We start from the raw sequence: 15234 nt of genomic DNA, 5'->3' as shown, positions 1-15234 counted from the left end.
TCAGAAAATAATTAACTTTTATTTTTTCCAAATCCTAAAATTTCAAAAACAACTTTAAAAGAAATAATCGTCGCAACAACCATCAAAATATTGGCTATTAACGAGAATAAAAATGTCATTTGATCTAAAGCAGGAATAACATCAGGGATAAAGCGAATAAACACACCTACCAACCCAATAACAATAGCAACTGTTAATGTCACATAATATTCCGTACGGTTAGCATTATTATTTGTTGTTTTTGCTGGTCTTTGCGACACTGTATTTTCCATATCCGTATAAATCTTTTAATTAGGCCAAATGTACGGAACAAATACCAAAAGCCAAAAATAAAAAAGCTAAAAGTTACATCTTGAATAGGAGCTACGAAACGGAAGCTTCCGATGACATTTATTGGAACATTCCATCGGCTCCACGGCTTATCGGGCTTATTGAAAAGCTTATATAACCTTGTAAAATTACTATCTCGCGAACGCCGATCCATACTTTCCAAACATGTAAACGAGTTGCCTCACGCACCAAAGATGCCATCTTGTTCAGAAGACGACAGCTAAAGATAAGACTTCAGGTTTCGCAAATTTTAGTTAATATTGCTGAAAGCAATAAAAGCAGAGCTGTGAAGAAAATTATATTGACGATTTTGGTGCTGTTCACGACGATCTTCTCGATCCAGGCACAAGCACAACGAATTGATAATTTTATGGTGAAAGAGAATCTGACCCAAAACGGAAAACTGGCTATTATTGTAATAGATAGTACAGAGCGACCTGTCGAATCAATAAGTGGCACATTTGTCTTTAGTTTAAACGGCTTCCAACAAGATCTTGTTTTTCACGATGGTATTGCCGTTGTTAAACATCCGCTGGAATCGTCCACCTTTGTTTTCTTTAAACACAAGAACGGGCAAAAATCGATTGGGAAGTTGTACTACGTCCATAAAGCGGACAAAGAATTAAAGCCATTCAAAATATATGGATTATTGCTCTTAATTATTCCTGCGGCCATCCTCCTCGTTGCCTATTTGTTCAAACGATTCCTGGCGGCATTTGCAATTCTCGCATTGATATATGTTTATTTCCATTACGCCAAGGGTCTAGATTTATCAAAAATACTAGAAAGCATTTTTTCGGCATTGAAAGAGTTCCTCTAAAACGGAAGCCCTACACTAAAATTATATTGAATAAAATTATATCGATCGGGACGGTGACTTTCGTAGAAAGATTGCTTGAACTTTCGTGCATTGAACAGTTCTTTGATGACCCATTGGTTACCATCGGCAAATTGCGGATCTTTAACCTTAAGTCCCGCGTCGAGCCGAATGACGAAATAATCCATATCCATGCGGAGGCCAAAACCTGTGCCAATGGCTATTTGCGACAAGAATTTGTCCACTTTAAACGTTCCCGCGCCATCGCTCGAAAACTCGTTGTCTTTCAGCAGCCAAATATTGCCTGCATCCAAGAATGTCGCGCCGTTTAATTTGGCTCCCAAAAAATTACTCAATAATCGAAAACGATATTCAACATTCGCTTCTAATTTAACCTCGCCCAATTGATCCAAATTGCGGAGGTTCAGTCGTAATCCATCGGAAAGGTTTTGGCGATTATAGTTCCCGGGACCTAATGTTCTTGCTTGCCAAGCACGTATTCCATTCATTCCCCCTCCGTAAAAACTTTTTTCAAAGATTAGTAGTCTCGAATTGTTGCCGTAAGGCACGGCAATACCTCCGTTAAAGCGAAACACCAATTGTCGGTTTCCTCCTAAATATTTGTACCGTCGGAAATCGATCTCCGTTTTCGCATACTGCAAATAAGGAACGCCCAACAACAGACGTTCACCGGTAGGCGATTCCTTAAACTTAAAAACTCTACTTGCCAATCCAAGGAGGTTTCCACTACTTTCCAACCCGATCCGGAAGTAATTAAAATTCTCTAAACGCAACAGTTTTTTCGCATTTAAGGTAAATGCATATTGTGCTCCCAAGCCTACATACTCCCGGTCGTTACTACGTATATAAAGAATGTACCCCTCTTCTTCCAATTGATTGCGGAATGCATCGTCTAACCTTCCTAAACGATATTCAACGGAAACCGGTGTCAGGCTATGTTGAGAGTTTAGTCCACTATACCAGGTATAATTCAAGGAGTTCGTAAAATATTGATTAGAATAAGTCGCATCTTGCTGGAAAAGTTGCAGGGTGCTGGAGAATGTAGTCCGGGGCAACCCATAGATTCCTGTACTCGAATTTTCAAAAGGTGTCATCAGCCGCGGAACAACCAAATTAACACCAATTTGAAAATCATTATTAAAAATCTTACGCGCCAAACTACCCTCTAATCTTGGATCAAAAAGAACACCATACCTCAACTTAACTTCCAGCTGTTCCGCTCCACCAAAAACATTACGGTGCGAAAAGGTATTTCCGACATTCAGTCCACTCATTCCTGAGCTAAACGTAAATTCGCCTTCGATTTGGTTTGCCATAACTGGCCTTGGAGTCAGATCATAATGAACATGTAAACGATTGGAATCGACGCGTTGATAGTTTATTTTTACATTCCTGAATCCGTTCATTTCGTACAAGCGATCGTAAGATTGCGTTTCTTTTTTAAGGTTATAGGTCATGCCGGATCGCAGATACATATAGTTGGCCATGGGCTTTAAGCGAAAGCGTCCGGTTTCGTCGAGATAGGTTACATGCAAACTTGTATCTGACATGAATCGGGGGAGCTTTGCTGCCGTTTGCCCATACGGCTGTCGCACATTAACAAACACGCTATCAATGGTATAAACTACGTGATTGGTGCTGTCAGTAGGATTCTGAATATCAACATGCAAGTCTACACGCCTATCCATACTGTTCGTATCTAATCCTACGCGCATATATTGCCGCAAGTAATCATAATACCCATATTCTTTCAGCCGGGCATATAGATTTTCTCGTTCACTTAAAAGATCAGCACTATCGAACTTTATGCCTGTTTTTGCTTTGGAAAAAGGTCGGATCTCAGTTTCGTAAACGCGCTCAATAACGGCGTCGGCTGCATGATAGTCTATCGTTCCGACGATAAAAGGCTCTCCGGTCTCCACCAAAAATCGAATACGAGCTTTTTTATTTTGCACATCCACCTGAGGTAAGACTGTGGCATTAAAATATCCTTTCGTCTGCAGAAATCGACTAATCTGTTTCGAAGAAAGATCAACCAACGAAGAATCGAGAATATGCGGAGGTTCACCGACGTTACGAATACCTTCTTTTTTATAACGACCATCTCGTGTATTAAACATATTATATATTGTCAGATTCAGCCTTGAGTTTGGCTTGATCTCATTGGAAATATAGGCGGCAGCATCTTCCCTAAATCGTGGAGTTAGCCCTTGTATGTCAACATCTATCACCAACGCTTGATCATCACTGAGGAATTTAGAGGAGCGACAGGATGCAAAAAATAGCAACAAAAGCGTTATACTTGCATAAGCAAAAAAAGGATACTTCTCAATCATCAAGCAATGTTATCAAAAGCGCAAATCAGTTTAATAACGTCATTGCAGCATAAAAAATTTCGCAAACAACATGGACTTTTTTCCGTTGAAGGCGTGAAGTCAATTCTCGAATTTATTCATTCGAACTACCATATTCACAGCCTTTATGCTACTGCTGAAGCTCGAACAAAAATGGGCAATTTACCGCAGAATATAAAATGTATAGACGTCGATACGCATGAATTTCAGAAAATATCCAACCTCACGACGCCACAAGGCGCTTTAGCACTACTACGCCTACCGGAAGAAACGGCTTTTGATTGGACTGAACTGCGCCAAGAGCATAGTCTCGTACTCGACGACATTCAAGATCCTGGTAATTTGGGAACCATAATACGTACGGCCGAATGGTTTGGCATTCAACATATTATTTGCTCGATAGGTACAGTGGATGCTTTTAACCCAAAGGTTGTACAGGCCACCATGGGTTCGCTCGCTCGGGTTAAGATCTGGTACACGTCATTAACCGGATTTATCGATCAGGTTCAGTTGCCAACCTATGGAGCGCTTTTACATGGGACATCTATTTATCACACGGATTTTGGCAAAGCGGGCCTTATTGTTATGGGAAATGAGGGGAACGGCCTTAGCTCCGACATCCTCGAAAAAGTAGACCATGCAGTCACGATACCCCGAATCGGCGAGGCAGAATCGTTAAATGTCGCTGTGGCTACGACAATCTTTTGTTCGGAAATTGCCCGCAGAAAGCTCCAAAAGCCTTAGATTGTGGATGAATCGAAGTCAATATATACATTTTCCTTCGCTTTACTTTGTCTAAGCTCCTTGCTGTTTTCAGCAAGTTTTAATATGATTATCCCGGAACTTCCGAATCACCTAAGCAGCATGGGCGCAGGCGAGCACAAGGGTCTAATCATTGCATTGTTCACGCTGACAGCAGGAATCTCTCGTCCATTTAGTGGAAAATTGACTGATCGCTGGGGGCGCGTGCCCGTCATGGCCGTTGGATCTGTTGTTTGTCTAATTTGTGGCTTTCTTTATCCTGTTATTAGCTCTGTCACGGGGTTCTTTTTTCTACGTTTAATTCACGGATTCTCTACCGGGTTCAAGCCAACAGCAACTTCAGCATACGTTGCAGACATTATTCCACAGCATCGATGGGGAGAGGCGTTGGGTATGCACGGCCTCTGTTTCAGTATTGGGAGCGCTGTGGGTCCTGCCGTAGGCAGTTACATCGCATTACACTACGGTATAAACACCATGTTCTACAGTTCTTCTTTCTTCGCCTTTCTTTCGATCGTTATTGTTATAAACATGCGAGAAACATTAGCGAATAGGCACCGTTTTTCGGTTAGATTATTACAAATCCGTCGCGACGAAATTATCGAAAGGCGTGTGTTACCGGCCGGGATTGTTACCCTATTATCTTATTCGGGATACGGAGTGATACTAACGCTAATCCCCGACTGGAGTGAGCACCTTGGTCTCACTAACAAAGGGTTATTCTTTACAGCATACACCTTATCTTCTATCGCAATTCGATTCGTATCCGGGAAGATTGCAGATCGTTATGGGCGGATACGCGTAATGTATGTCGGGGTAAGTATCGTTGCCTTCGCTGTGCTGCTACTCGGCATCGGTGATTCAAAACAAGGGATGATCCTCGGTGCGATTGTTTACGGGGTTGGCACAGGGATCCTGTCTCCTGCCGTAAATGCTTGGACCATTGATTTGAGCCTACCGCAACATCGGGGGAAAGCGATGGCCACGATGTATATCGCCCTTGAAGCAGGTATCGGAGGAGGAGCTATACTTGCCGGCTACATATACAGCGATCAAATCGAACGGATCTCCTCCATTTTTGTCGTCAACAGTTTTGTGATCTTCCTCGCTTTTTTTTATATCATTTACTGGGATGTAAAAAACAAAAGGACGAGTTAATCGTTGTTCAGTTAAAGAAAAACACTTATATGGAGAACAATTCGAAACGATTTCCGTACTCGCTTGATCTTGCATCAAGCCTTTTTGCGATGGCACTCATCTTAGCATTTATGGTGGCTACGCAAAGCGTACTCATCCCTTTGTTATTTTCAATTTTGATTTCCATCTCGCTCTTTCCGTTAGCACGTTTTTTTGAACGACTACGCTTAGGAAAAGCGTTTGCATCCATTTTATCAGTAATCATTGCGATTGCCATCATTTGGGTCATTGGCTGGTTTATAGTACACCAGAGCATTATTATAGGCAAAGATGCTTCTTCCATTACGGATAAGGTGGTTTCTGTACTGGAACGGGCACAGTCGTGGGTGGAACAAACATTTGGTATACAGCGAACGGCGATGATGGATCAACTTCGCGATCAAGGCAACAAGATGCTCTCTAATGCCGGGACTATGGCTTCCGCGACATTTGGTTCTATAGGAAATATCCTAGCTGGTGCCGTGCTTGTTCCGCTGTTCAGTTTTTTTTTACTGTACTACCGTGATTTCTTCCGAGAATTCTTCTTTAAAGCATTTAAAAGTGTCCCTCAGTCCAAGGTACATGCAACACTAAACAAGATTTATGATGTCGTGCAAAGCTATTTATTAGGCCTTGTTACGGTGATGGGAATCGTGGCGGTCCTGAATACGGTGGGGCTGATGCTTATGGGAATTGAATATGCATGGTTCTTTGGCACGCTGGCCTCACTCCTGATGTTACTACCCTACATTGGTATCGCCATTGGATCTATCTTACCTGCACTCTTCGCATTAGCCGTAAAAGATAGCGCGTGGTATGCTGTCGGGGTAATTGCATGGTTTCAGGTTGTCCAATTTTTAGAAGGAAACATTATCACGCCAAATATTGTCGGCAGTAAAGTTAGCATCAATCCGTTGATGGCCATCATTGCTATTTTACTGGGCGGCATGTTGTTTGGATTGTCGGGACTAATTTTGGCACTGCCTTTAACGGCTACCATAAAAGTGATTTTTGATGCCATTCCATCCATGCAGGCATTCGGATTTTTGATTGGAGAACCCGAAAAAGAACATTTAAAGCGCAATTCAACGCAAGAACTGTTGATGAAATGGGGTATTGTTAGGAAACCGAAAATGGAGAAAAAAATTAAGGTTGACATACAAGTGGACGCCACATCTCCAAACGAAACGACTAAAATACAGTACAAAGAAATTAATCAGTCGGCTGAGCATCCCTACGAAGATCTCGATCGGGAGAACAAGAATGACCAAACCAATGATTAGTCTTTTCAGGAGAGAGCACAGCCGTGCCCTTTGCGGGTCAATTCAATATTTTAAAAATCAATTCGCGAAGGATGTCCTTGCTCTCGGTAAAAGGACCGACATTCATTCCTTTCGTTTTTAAATCGTAATTACTGAGATGGTGGATAATCTCGAATGTCTTCTTGCGATTAAAATTGCGGGCCGCCGCCTCATATTCCTTCAGAAAAAAGGAATGCACACCGATTTGCTTTGCTGCAACCTGAGGAGATTTATCTGGCAAATAGTGGTATTTTAATATTTTGGTAAAATAAGTCCCAAGGTTCCCAATCACCATAGGTAACGGATTAGATTTTGGGTTGTCCGCGAAATAATTCACGATTTGTATGGCTTTTGTGGCATTTCGCTTGGCCAAAGCAGATTGCAATTCAAAAACATTGAAGTCTTTACTTATACCAATATTCTGTTCAATGTGTATTGCCTGAATCTCTTGATCCATTGGTACATTTAACACCAACTTTTCCACTTCGTTCGCTATTTTGGATAAATCTGTTCCCAAATAGTCTGCCATCATTGATGCTGCCTGTGGGTGAATAGATCGATCGACAGCCCGAAATTGGTCGATAATCCACTCTCCTATTTTATTTTCGTAGAGTTTCGCCGACTCGACTACAACACCGAATTTCTCAAATGCTTTATAGATTTTTTTCCGCTTATCAAATTTGCCGTATTTGTAAGCTAGGACCAAAATTGTTGTCGGCGTAAGGCGTTCCACATATTTGAGCAAAGCTTCTTCTTCCGTTTTCCATTTCAGATCTTGTGCTTCCTTGACAATGATCAGTTGATAATCACTCATCATCGGATATCGTTTCGCGGCATTGACAATGGTGATAATGCTGCTATCCTTGCCATAAAGAATTGTCTGGTCAAACCCCTTTTGTGCATCGCTCAACACCGTGCGCTCCAGCATATCCGTAATGAGGTCAATATAATACGGCTCATCCCCATGTAAAAGATACACTGGACTGAATTTTCGTTTTTTAATATCTCCGAGGACTGTATTCATATTCATACCTAGCGAAAATACGATTTTAAGCCGATTTCTCGATCACATTATGATTTTGCCCGGCAAAAGATTTTTTTTATTTTTGTATATGTTTGAGCCGATTCCGTTAAACTTGCCTTCCTATGCTTTAAAAATCACGCAAAAATTCGACAAACTTTTTATTTTTGACGAGCTGAGGAAGAAAGATTTGGTTCTCACACCGGAAGAATGGGTACGACAACATTGGATTCACTACCTTCACTTACATAAGCACTATCCGAAAGCGTTGATGAGGATTGAAGGTGGCTTGCAATTAAACACCTTGCGGAAACGCAGCGATCTATTAGTTTTTAATAATGAAGGTGAGAAGATACTTTTGGCAGAGTTTAAGGCCCCTACTGTCAAAATTACCGAAAAAGTATTTCATCAGATTGCCAACTACAATACTATCCACAAAATCCCGTTGTTGTTGGTGAGCAATGGCATACAGCACTATTATTGCGGAATAGATTTTAGAGAGAACAGCTTCGAATTTCTTTCAGAACTGCCAAATTATAATTCGGCAGTTAATTTGCAGTTCAGATTAAAATTATAGTTTTATATTAGTCTTTGAAAATACGTAAAAATAAAAAAAACGATGAATATAGATAAAAATGAATTTAGAAAATATGCGATTCAGCACCACCGTATCGGCAGCCAACATGTGGACGGTTTTATTTCGCGAGTACAGCAAAACGTGCCCAAAAATTTGACCCCCTACATCATCGAGGAGCGTCAATTGAATGTGGCACAAATGGACGTATTTTCACGTTTAATGATGGATCGTATCATTTTTTTGGGCGACGCCATCAATGATCAGGTAGCTAATATCGTACAGGCTCAATTACTTTTCTTGCAGTCTACGGATTCGCAACGCGATATTCAGATCTATATCAATTCTCCGGGCGGTAGCGTATATGCCGGTTTAGGTATTTATGACACGATGCAATACATCTCGCCAGACGTGGCAACCATTTGTACAGGTATGGCTGCATCGATGGGCGCTGTATTATTAGTCGCTGGCGCCAAAGGAAAACGCGCAGCATTAAGACATTCTCGTGTCATGATCCATCAACCGTCTGGAGGGGCGCAAGGCGTTGCTTCAGATATGGAGATCAACCTACGCGAGATGTTAAAGCTTAAAGAAGAATTATATACCATCATTTCTGAACATTCTGGACAATCCTATGAATGGGTAGAGAAGTCATCGGATCGCGATTATTGGATGAAAGCGGCAGAAGCCAAAGAGTTTGGTATGATTGATGAGGTATTGTTACCGAAAAAGGAAGTAAAATAACAAATTAATCAATGAGTAAGATTAATAACAGAGATATCCGTTGTTCTTTTTGTGGCATTAGTAAAAATGATGCGCAGATGCTTATAGCGGGCGACGGAGCTCATATCTGCGACCGCTGTGTCACGCAAGCAGGCGAAATACTAGCCGAGGAGCTTAAACAACGGAAAAGCAAGTCCCTACAGACGACCTTGAAGTTGGTTCGTCCTATGGAAATAAAACAGCATTTGGATCAGTATGTGATTGGGCAAGACGATGCGAAAAAGGTGATCTCAGTAGCTGTATATAACCACTACAAACGACTAAACCAAAAGGTAGATAAAGACGAGATTGAAATCGAAAAATCAAATCTTATTATTGTCGGCGAAACTGGGACAGGTAAGACGTTACTGGCTAAGACGGTCGCAAAAATTTTGAATGTTCCGTTTTGTATCGTGGATGCGACGGTGTTGACGGAGGCTGGCTACGTGGGAGAAGATGTGGAAAGTATTTTGACACGACTGTTGCAAGCTGCTGATTACGATGTTGCGGCTGCTGAACGGGGTATTATATATATTGACGAAATAGACAAGATTGCGCGTAAGAGCGACAATCCTTCGATAACTCGTGACGTATCTGGAGAAGGTGTTCAGCAAGCACTTCTTAAAATTCTAGAGGGGACAAACGTAAACGTACCTCCACAAGGAGGTCGGAAGCACCCAGATCAAAAAATGATTTCGGTGAATACGAGTAATATTCTTTTCATTTGTGGAGGAGCTTTCGACGGTATACAAAAGAAAATTGCTAATCGTTTACGCACGCAGACGGTGGGGTACAAAATGAAGGATGATGATGGCGAAATAGATGTCAACAATCTATATAAATATATCACGCCACAGGATCTTAAAAATTTTGGACTGATACCAGAATTAATTGGCCGTCTTCCTGTATTAACATATTTGAACCCTTTGGATAAAGAAACTTTACTAAGTATTTTGACAGAGCCAAAAAACGCCCTTGTCAAACAATATATAAAACTTTTTCAATATGAGGGGGTAGAATTGGTATTTGACAAAGACGTTTACGGCTTTATAGTTGATAAAGCGTGGGAATTTAAGCTCGGCGCCCGCGGTCTCCGTAGCATCTGCGAGGCGATTATGCTAGACGCTATGTTTGAAATCCCGACTACCAAAGAAGATACGGGAGAAAAGATCTTCCATATTACACTGGATTACGCCAAACAGAAATTTGCGAAATCAGACATTAAAAAGCTGCAAGTCGCTTAAAAAAAACCTCAACGCGTGTTGAGGTTTTTTTTTATCTTCACGAAAGCGGGCTTCTCCAAGCATGTGATTTCGTAGCAAACTAAAAATAGACTATATGACAAAAAAAAAGACAGTAGAAACCCCCATTACACCGGGTTTAAAATCAAAGAAAGATATTGTCAACAATTGGCTTCCCAGATATACGGGATGTCCATTAGAAGAATTTGAGCCTTATGTTATCTTAACCAATTTTTCCAAGTATGTTAAAATGTTCTCCGAAATGAATGAGGACGCGCATATTTATGGCGAAGATAAAGCCATGCAGGCATGTACGGCGGGAGGGATCACCATCATCAATTTTGGTATGGGAAGTCCCATGGCAGCAACAGTTATGGATCTTTTATCAGCAATTACTCCAAAAGCAGTCTTATTTTTAGGAAAAACAGGCGGCTTAAAAAAGAAGATACCCGTAGGCGAACTTATCCTCCCGATCGCCGCCATACGAGGCGAAGGGACGTCGAACGATTATTTCCCTCAAGAAGTGCCTTCTCTCCCTTCTTTCGCTTTGCAAAAAGCTATTTCGACAACAATACGAGATTATTCACGGGACTATTGGACTGGAACCGTTTATACAACGAACCGCCGTGTTTGGGAGCACGATAAAGCTTTTAAAAAGTATCTTAAAGCGATCCGCGCAATGGCGGTCGATATGGAAACAGCGACAATCTTCAGCGTAGGTTTTGCAAACAAAATTCCAACAGGTGCGTTATTATTGGTATCTGATCAGCCGATGGTCCCTGAAGGTGTAAAGACCTCAGAAAGTGATTTGGCCGTAACTGCAAAATATGTTGAAACACATCTAAAAATCGGAATAGATGCGTTAAAGCAACTGATCAACAATGGATTAACGGTCAAACACCTAAAATTCTAGCCCTCGTAATCAAAAGCACAATTATGTGGTACGAAAATATTTTAGAAACTATTGGTAATACGCCTCTTGTCAAGCTCAACAAAGTCACGCAACAACTCAAGGGAACAATATTAGCTAAAATCGAAACAACAAATCCGGGTAATTCCATTAAGGACCGAATGGCTGTCCAAATGATTGAGGATGCAGAGAACGCAGGATTGTTAAAACCGGGAGGAACGATCATTGAGGGTACTTCCGGTAATACGGGAATGGGGCTGGCAATAGCCGCTGTCGTAAAGGGTTACCGCTGTATATTCACCACAACGGATAAACAATCTAAAGAAAAAATTGATGCCCTTCGCGCATTCGGAGCGGAAGTGATTGTCTGTCCGACCAACGTGGAGCCAGAAGATCCACGGTCCTATTACGCTGTTTCAAGTAGGTTGGAAAAAGAGATACCGAATTCATGGAAGGCCGATCAATACGACAACCCTTCGAATGCCAAAGCACACTACGAACAAACGGGACCGGAAATATGGAAACAAACTGACGGAAAAATAACACATCTAGTGGCTGGCGTGGGCACAGGTGGAACGATTTCGGGAGTAGCAAAGTATCTTCGGGAACGCAATCCTGCCATCAAAGTATGGGGGATTGACACTTACGGATCTGTATTTAAAAAATACAAGGAAACCGGGGTTTTTGATAAGAATGAAATTTATCCCTATATAACAGAAGGTATAGGTGAGGACTTCCTACCCGCGAACGTTGATTTTAACCTAATTGATCTGTTTGAAAAAGTAAGCGATAAAGATGCGGCCCTCATGACCAGAGAATTGGCCCGTAGAGAAGGTATTTTCGCAGGCAATTCAGCGGGGGCTGCGGTGATGGGACTACTCCAACTCGGTCATTCACTGCAAGATGATGATCTCGTTGTAGTTATCTTCCATGACCATGGATCTCGTTATATGGGAAAGATGTATAACGAAGACTGGCTTCGTGAGCGTGGATTTCTAAAAGACGAAAAACTGACAGCGAAGCGTCTCTTAAAAAGACGCGGCGAACAAGCAATTGTTACGGCAGACGTGAATCAATCGGTTTCGGAGATATTCAACCTAATGAAAACGCTCAATATATCACAAATACCAGTGACGAAACGGGGGATGGTGGTTGGAAAAGTGACTGACTCGGATATTTGGAATGCGCTTTTAGAAAATCCCTCCTTAAAGTCGGCTCGGGTGGAATCGATCAGTACCAAGCCCTTCCCTTTCGTTGACCTAAACAGTTCAATCGATAAAATATCGGCATTGATCAATAAAGAAACACAGGCTGTATTGGTCGAAGATGAGTTTGGCAAATTAAATATTATTACGCAGTACGACATCATTAGTGCCATTTCCGAAAGTTAATCTACAAAATTCAAAACCGACAATGGAAAGAAATAATAGACTGAAAAGACTGGAGTATTGGATCAAGGCGCGTATGGGAAGAATCGCATTTATCGACGTTCAATATAAAATTCCCAAAGTTTGGTATGGTAGTGATTACGGGGGCTTTTACGTGCATCCAACACCTTTAGATCACAATGCCATCGTTTATTCCTTTGGTATAGGAGAAGATATCAGTTTCGACACGGCCATGATCGCCGAACATGGTTGTCAAGTTTTTGGGTTTGATCCCACACCGAAATCGATCGACTGGCTGAAAACGCAGAGGACTCCAGAAAATTTCCATTTTTATTCCTACGGTTTAGGAGAGAAAACGGAAGAGGTTACTTTCTTCCTACCGAAGAACAAAACACATGTATCCGGAAGTATATTTGGCCATCAGCTCGTGAACGATGATGACTATATTTCTGTTCCGCTAAAAAGCTTCCCCGATATTATCAAGGAAACGGGGCATACAAAGATCGATGTTCTAAAAATGGATATTGAGGGTTCCGAGTACGTCGTAATAGATAGTATATTAAAATCGGGAATTCCTATAGGGCAACTTCTTCTGGAAACCCACGAACGTTTTTTCGCAGATGGAAAAGAAAAGGGAGAAATATTTTTTGAGAAATTGTATAAGCAGGGATATCGAATCTTCGGAATTTCAGATACCTATCAGGAAATCTCATTAATAAAGGTATAACGAGACATCGAATATCTTTCGACGAGAGATCCGTCCAAAAATGGGATAAACTTATTTCTCTTCCTTTGCTTCGACTTCCTGAATGACAAAGATATCTTCATTATCTTTTTTCATTTTGTAACGCTCGCGAGCTATACGCTGAATTTCGTTAGGGTTATATTGCGCATCTTTTATAGCTTTCTCAATACGACCTATTTCAGTTTCATAATATGCTTTTTCATCTTCCAATTTAGTCTTTTCTTGTTGATAAGCAAACTGGGTACTGAAATCATATCGATCGAAAAAACACATCCAAATTATAAAAGCCACTCCAGCTATCAAATATTTATTTCGAATTAGCGTAAGAAATCGTTCCATAGCGATAAAAGTACAATCTTCTATTAAAGATAGCAAATTTTAAAAACAAAAACGCTACGTATAGTCTGCTTAACACGTTCATCGTAAAAACATGTAGATACATACTATTAAATTAAATTCACTACTTAAAAAAAGGGGAAACGTTAAGTTTCCCCTTTCCATACTATTTCTTTGAACGTGACTATTTCTTGATCGCGTATTTGAAATTTTTACCGATGAAGCGAGCATTTTCTCCCAACTCTTCTTCAATACGTAACAGTTGGTTATATTTCGCCATCCTATCCGAACGTGATGCAGAACCAGTCTTAATCTGACCACAGTTCAATGCAACTGCCAAATCAGCAATTGTTGCATCTTCTGTCTCGCCGGAACGATGAGACATTACGGATGTATATCCTGAATTCTGAGCCAACGTAACGGCATTGATCGTTTCCGTTAATGACCCAATTTGGTTTACCTTTACTAAAATAGAGTTTGCTGTATCACTATCAATCCCCTGCTGTAATCGCTTCGTGTTCGTAACAAATAAGTCGTCTCCAACAAGTTGAACACGATCTCCGATTTTCTCTGTTAGCGTCTTCCATCCTGCCCAGTCGTCTTCAGCCATGCCATCCTCAATAGAAATAATTGGATATTTTTGGGTTAACTCAGCTAAATAAGAGGCCTGATCCTCGCTTGACCGAACAGCCCCTTTTTCTCCTTCAAATTTAGCATAGTTGTAATTTCCGTCCTTATAAAATTCTGAAGACGCGCAATCTAATGCTAAACAAATATCATCTCCTGGTTTATAACCAGCGGTCTCGATCGCTTTTAAAATTGTTTCGATAGCATCTTCAGTACCATCAAACGTTGGCGCAAAACCTCCTTCATCTCCTACAGCGGTCGAAAGATTTCTATCGTGTAGAATTTTCTTTAATGTGTGAAAAACTTCAGCTCCCCAACGTAGCGCCTCAGAAAACGATGGAGCACCGATGGGCATAATCATAAATTCCTGAAACGCGATAGGCGCATCGGAATGCGACCCGCCATTGATGATGTTCATCATAGGAATAGGTAATGTATTTGCATTCACTCCCCCTATGTAACGGTACAATGGTTGGTGAGATTCCTGAGCGGCAGCTTTCGCTACGGCCAAAGACACACCTAAAATAGCATTAGCACCAAGGTTACCCTTGTTTTCAGCTCCGTCTAAGTCGATCATAATTTTGTCAATGGTATTTTGTTCGAATACATCAACACCTTTAAGCGCCCCAGCAATTTTGGTATTGACATTTTCGACCGCTTTCAAAACACCCTTTCCTAAGTATTTTGATTTGTCACCATCACGTAATTCAACTGCTTCATGTATGCCTGTAGAAGCGCCAGAAGGCACCGCTGCACGTCCAACAAAACCATTTTGTGTCGTTACGTCAACCTCGATCGTGGGATTACCGCGCGAATCAAGTATCTGACGCGCATGAACATCAATTATTAAACTCATTTTTTTATTTATT

The 15234-nt window shown here is 41.2% G+C and carries 15 protein-coding genes; 10 read left to right on the top strand and 5 right to left on the bottom strand.

Annotation, left to right across the window (positions count from 1 at the left end; genetic code table 11):
- Positions 1 to 11: 11 nt before the first annotated feature.
- On the bottom strand, positions 12 to 272 hold the full coding sequence (locus ACFSR5_RS12720; protein ID WP_380904329.1) for a hypothetical protein: 261 nt from the start codon (positions 270 to 272) through the stop codon (positions 12 to 14).
- A gap of 344 nt (positions 273 to 616) precedes the next feature.
- Between ACFSR5_RS12720 and ACFSR5_RS12715 the strand changes: the two genes are divergently transcribed.
- A complete protein-coding gene (locus tag ACFSR5_RS12715; protein WP_380904327.1) occupies positions 617 to 1150 on the top strand; it encodes a hypothetical protein in 534 nt (177 codons plus the stop codon).
- Here the strand turns inward: ACFSR5_RS12715 and tamL are convergent.
- Positions 1147 to 3504, bottom strand: a complete 2358-nt coding sequence (gene tamL, locus ACFSR5_RS12710) for a translocation and assembly module lipoprotein TamL (RefSeq protein WP_380904325.1) — start codon at positions 3502 to 3504, stop codon at positions 1147 to 1149. The genes ACFSR5_RS12715 and tamL overlap by 4 nt on opposite strands.
- 6 nt (positions 3505 to 3510) lie before the next feature.
- Between tamL and ACFSR5_RS12705 the strand changes: the two genes are divergently transcribed.
- From ACFSR5_RS12705 to ACFSR5_RS12695, 3 genes are read left to right on the top strand one after another with little or no spacing between them, the layout of a single operon-like run.
- A complete protein-coding gene (locus ACFSR5_RS12705) occupies positions 3511 to 4266 on the top strand; it encodes a TrmH family RNA methyltransferase (protein ID WP_380904323.1) in 756 nt (251 codons plus the stop codon).
- Complete coding sequence (locus tag ACFSR5_RS12700) at positions 4267 to 5442, top strand: MFS transporter (protein WP_380904365.1); 1176 nt, start codon at positions 4267 to 4269, stop codon at positions 5440 to 5442.
- 29 nt (positions 5443 to 5471) lie between these two features.
- On the top strand, positions 5472 to 6743 hold the full coding sequence (locus ACFSR5_RS12695; protein WP_380904321.1) for an AI-2E family transporter: 1272 nt from the start codon (positions 5472 to 5474) through the stop codon (positions 6741 to 6743).
- 37 nt (positions 6744 to 6780) lie between these two features.
- Here ACFSR5_RS12695 and holA read toward each other — a convergent pair whose 3' ends face one another.
- A complete protein-coding gene (holA, locus tag ACFSR5_RS12690) occupies positions 6781 to 7791 on the bottom strand; it encodes a DNA polymerase III subunit delta (protein WP_380904319.1) in 1011 nt (336 codons plus the stop codon).
- Between the two features lie 82 nt (positions 7792 to 7873).
- Here holA and ACFSR5_RS12685 point away from each other — a divergent pair, with 82 nt between their 5' ends.
- From ACFSR5_RS12685 to ACFSR5_RS12660, 6 genes are all read left to right on the top strand, one after another.
- Complete coding sequence (locus ACFSR5_RS12685) at positions 7874 to 8359, top strand: type I restriction enzyme HsdR N-terminal domain-containing protein (protein ID WP_380904317.1); 486 nt, start codon at positions 7874 to 7876, stop codon at positions 8357 to 8359.
- A 42-nt stretch (positions 8360 to 8401) separates the two neighbouring features.
- A complete protein-coding gene (gene clpP / locus ACFSR5_RS12680; RefSeq protein WP_380904315.1) occupies positions 8402 to 9100 on the top strand; it encodes an ATP-dependent Clp endopeptidase proteolytic subunit ClpP in 699 nt (232 codons plus the stop codon).
- Positions 9101 to 9111: 11 nt separating this feature from the next.
- Positions 9112 to 10362, top strand: coding sequence for an ATP-dependent Clp protease ATP-binding subunit ClpX (gene clpX, locus ACFSR5_RS12675; RefSeq protein ID WP_380904313.1), 1251 nt, complete (start codon positions 9112 to 9114; stop codon positions 10360 to 10362).
- 94 nt (positions 10363 to 10456) lie between these two features.
- A complete protein-coding gene (locus ACFSR5_RS12670) occupies positions 10457 to 11272 on the top strand; it encodes an AMP nucleosidase (RefSeq protein ID WP_380904311.1) in 816 nt (271 codons plus the stop codon).
- Positions 11273 to 11295: 23 nt separating this feature from the next.
- The gene (locus ACFSR5_RS12665) at positions 11296 to 12660 is read left to right on the top strand and encodes a pyridoxal-phosphate dependent enzyme (RefSeq protein ID WP_380904309.1); all 1365 of its coding nucleotides are present in this window, start codon (positions 11296 to 11298) and stop codon (positions 12658 to 12660) included.
- Between the two features lie 22 nt (positions 12661 to 12682).
- On the top strand, positions 12683 to 13384 hold the full coding sequence (locus ACFSR5_RS12660; protein ID WP_380904307.1) for an FkbM family methyltransferase: 702 nt from the start codon (positions 12683 to 12685) through the stop codon (positions 13382 to 13384).
- 51 nt (positions 13385 to 13435) lie between these two features.
- Here the strand turns inward: ACFSR5_RS12660 and ACFSR5_RS12655 are convergent, their stop codons facing one another.
- Together ACFSR5_RS12655 and eno are read right to left on the bottom strand one after the other, a co-directional pair.
- Positions 13436 to 13741: an FtsB family cell division protein gene (locus tag ACFSR5_RS12655; protein WP_380904305.1), complete on the bottom strand. Its 306-nt coding sequence runs from the start codon at positions 13739 to 13741 to the stop codon at positions 13436 to 13438.
- 181 nt (positions 13742 to 13922) lie between these two features.
- Positions 13923 to 15221, bottom strand: a complete 1299-nt coding sequence (gene eno, locus ACFSR5_RS12650; RefSeq protein ID WP_380904303.1) for a phosphopyruvate hydratase — start codon at positions 15219 to 15221, stop codon at positions 13923 to 13925.
- Positions 15222 to 15234 lie beyond the last annotated feature (13 nt).

Source organism: Sphingobacterium suaedae (genome assembly GCF_042684625.1).
Classification (GTDB): Bacteria; Bacteroidota; Bacteroidia; order Sphingobacteriales; family Sphingobacteriaceae; genus Sphingobacterium; species Sphingobacterium suaedae.
The sequence above is the reverse complement of the archived record's forward strand: the minus strand, read 5'-3'. Positions and strand labels throughout refer to the sequence as shown.

Bases quoted from the DNA above. Each gene is read 5' to 3' on its own strand.
- ACFSR5_RS12720 (WP_380904329.1), bottom strand. From the start codon at position 272: ATGGAAAATACAGTGTCGCAAAGACCAGCAAAAACAACAAATAATAAT.
- tamL (WP_380904325.1), bottom strand. From the start codon at position 3,504: ATGATTGAGAAGTATCCTTTTTTTGCTTATGCAAGTATAACGCTTTTG.
- ACFSR5_RS12705 (WP_380904323.1), top strand. From the start codon at position 3,511: ATGTTATCAAAAGCGCAAATCAGTTTAATAACGTCATTGCAGCATAAA.
- ACFSR5_RS12695 (WP_380904321.1), top strand. From the start codon at position 5,472: ATGGAGAACAATTCGAAACGATTTCCGTACTCGCTTGATCTTGCATCA.
- holA (WP_380904319.1), bottom strand. From the start codon at position 7,791: ATGAATATGAATACAGTCCTCGGAGATATTAAAAAACGAAAATTCAGT.
- ACFSR5_RS12685 (WP_380904317.1), top strand. From the start codon at position 7,874: ATGTTTGAGCCGATTCCGTTAAACTTGCCTTCCTATGCTTTAAAAATC.
- clpP (WP_380904315.1), top strand. From the start codon at position 8,402: ATGAATATAGATAAAAATGAATTTAGAAAATATGCGATTCAGCACCAC.
- clpX (WP_380904313.1), top strand. From the start codon at position 9,112: ATGAGTAAGATTAATAACAGAGATATCCGTTGTTCTTTTTGTGGCATT.
- ACFSR5_RS12670 (WP_380904311.1), top strand. From the start codon at position 10,457: ATGACAAAAAAAAAGACAGTAGAAACCCCCATTACACCGGGTTTAAAA.
- ACFSR5_RS12665 (WP_380904309.1), top strand. From the start codon at position 11,296: ATGTGGTACGAAAATATTTTAGAAACTATTGGTAATACGCCTCTTGTC.
- ACFSR5_RS12660 (WP_380904307.1), top strand. From the start codon at position 12,683: ATGGAAAGAAATAATAGACTGAAAAGACTGGAGTATTGGATCAAGGCG.
- ACFSR5_RS12655 (WP_380904305.1), bottom strand. From the start codon at position 13,741: ATGGAACGATTTCTTACGCTAATTCGAAATAAATATTTGATAGCTGGA.
- eno (WP_380904303.1), bottom strand. From the start codon at position 15,221: ATGAGTTTAATAATTGATGTTCATGCGCGTCAGATACTTGATTCGCGC.